The organism is Halobacillus sp. BBL2006 (assembly GCF_000786645.1).
GTDB lineage: Bacteria > Bacillota > Bacilli > Bacillales > Halobacillaceae > Halobacillus.
Genome location: NZ_JRNX01000547.1, coordinates 1 through 1,551, shown reverse-complemented (window position 1 = coordinate 1,551; position 1,551 = coordinate 1). Strand labels below are relative to the sequence as shown.

Here is a 1,551-nt window from a genome sequence, read left to right as displayed (position 1 = left end):
ATCAGATTTTGCCATATGCTCATTGAGCTCTCGCTTAATATCAGGATCCCTGAAATGAGAGTGACTCAATAGCTTCGCTAGTGTTTCAGGGCTTTTACTCACCCATTCCATCCCTGCTAAAAATTCAAGACGCAGCCCTCCTGTATCCACCTTCGGAAACCCTCCTGCAAGGACTACCCCATTTACACAATCGGGATACGTCAGCGCGAACTCCTGGGCTACCATCCCGCCACATGAATAACCAACAACCACTGTCCTTTCAATTTTCAAGTGGTTTAACAGCTGTTTGATTTCACGGGCATAAAAGCTGATATCTGGAGCTTTCGATACGACTTCAGAATCACCGTTACCGCTTAAGTCAGGAAAAACTACACGATAATCCCTTGCTAATTCGTGCTGCTGCCTGAAAACTTTTCTCCCCATACCTGGCGGATGAATAAAAATGATCGTTTCTCCGTTGCCCATATCATCATAAAAAAGTTGTTTTCCACCTTGACCTGTATAGTAAGGCATTTTCATCCCTCGCTCATCATTCATGGTACTTTAGCTTTTCCGCATCTCCTTGAAATATACAGTTCAGTTGGGATTTGGCTGACAGGTAAATTCAATTGACATGTCGTTTTTAGGAATCGTAAACTGTAGGTTGAGGCTTATTTGGAAGGAGAAACTTATGAAGCGCAAATCCACACTCATACTGATTGGAATCATGTCCATCCTTCTTGCCGCCTGCGGGTCGAATGGACTTAGTGATACACTCGATTGGGAAGTACAGAATTTTCAAGCAACGACACAGAGTGAAAAGCCATTCTCTGTAGAAGAAATGGAAGGAAAAGTTTGGCTTGCCAACTTTATCTTCACTTCCTGCGAAACGATTTGCCCGCCTATGACACGTAACATGGCAAAAGTTCAAGCCATGTTAAAGGATGAAGACATTGAGGCACAAATTGTTTCTTTCAGTGTCGATCCTACTGTAGACACTCCTGAAAAGTTGAAAGAATTCGGAAGCGAGCATGGCGCAGATTTCAGCAATTGGACGTTTGTTACAGAATATAAGCAAGAGCAAATACAAAATTTTGCCCAAGAAAGCTTTAAGACTGTAGCAATGAAAACGGAAGGAAACGATCAAGTCACACATGGCTCTTCCATTTACTTAGTAGGTAAAGATGGGAAAGTACTTAAAAAATATAAGGGTGACGTCGATGTCCCTTATGAACAAATTGTAGATGACGTAAAAGCGGCAAAATAAATAGAAAGAACCCTCTGGCCATCATTTACGGCCAGAGGGTTCTTTAATTGTATTAAAATTATTGATGATAATCTTCCGTATTCGATTAAAGCTCCCGATTGTTGAAAACTCGAAGTTGAGATAATGGTCCGTTTTAGGTGAGAAGTGAGGGAGGGAAAGGAAAACAGCTCGCTTTCCGCGGGCAGATGCCGAGCCTCCTCGGACTCCGTCGTGGCCACTGAAAAACTAACTTAATTTCAAAATTTACTGACGGAGCACCCATATACGGATACTAAAAAGGTAGAAGACACCTAAATGTAGTAGGT

The 1,551-nt window shown here is 42.2% G+C and carries 2 protein-coding genes; one reads left to right on the top strand and one right to left on the bottom strand.

The annotated features are described in order from the left end of the window. Positions 1–513 (bottom strand): alpha/beta fold hydrolase (locus tag LD39_RS15665; protein WP_035549375.1); only part of this gene is annotated, 513 nt, incomplete at its 3' end. Between the two features lie 157 nt (positions 514–670). Between LD39_RS15665 and LD39_RS15660 the strand changes: the two genes are divergently transcribed. Further along, a complete protein-coding gene (locus LD39_RS15660; RefSeq protein ID WP_035549372.1) occupies positions 671–1,246 on the top strand; it encodes an SCO family protein in 576 nt (191 codons plus the stop codon). Positions 1,247–1,551: the final 305 nt, after the last annotated feature.

Excerpts from the sequence above, each read along its gene's own strand:
- LD39_RS15660 (WP_035549372.1), top strand. The coding sequence starts at position 671 with ATGAAGCGCAAATCCACACTCATACTGATTGGAATCATGTCCATCCTT.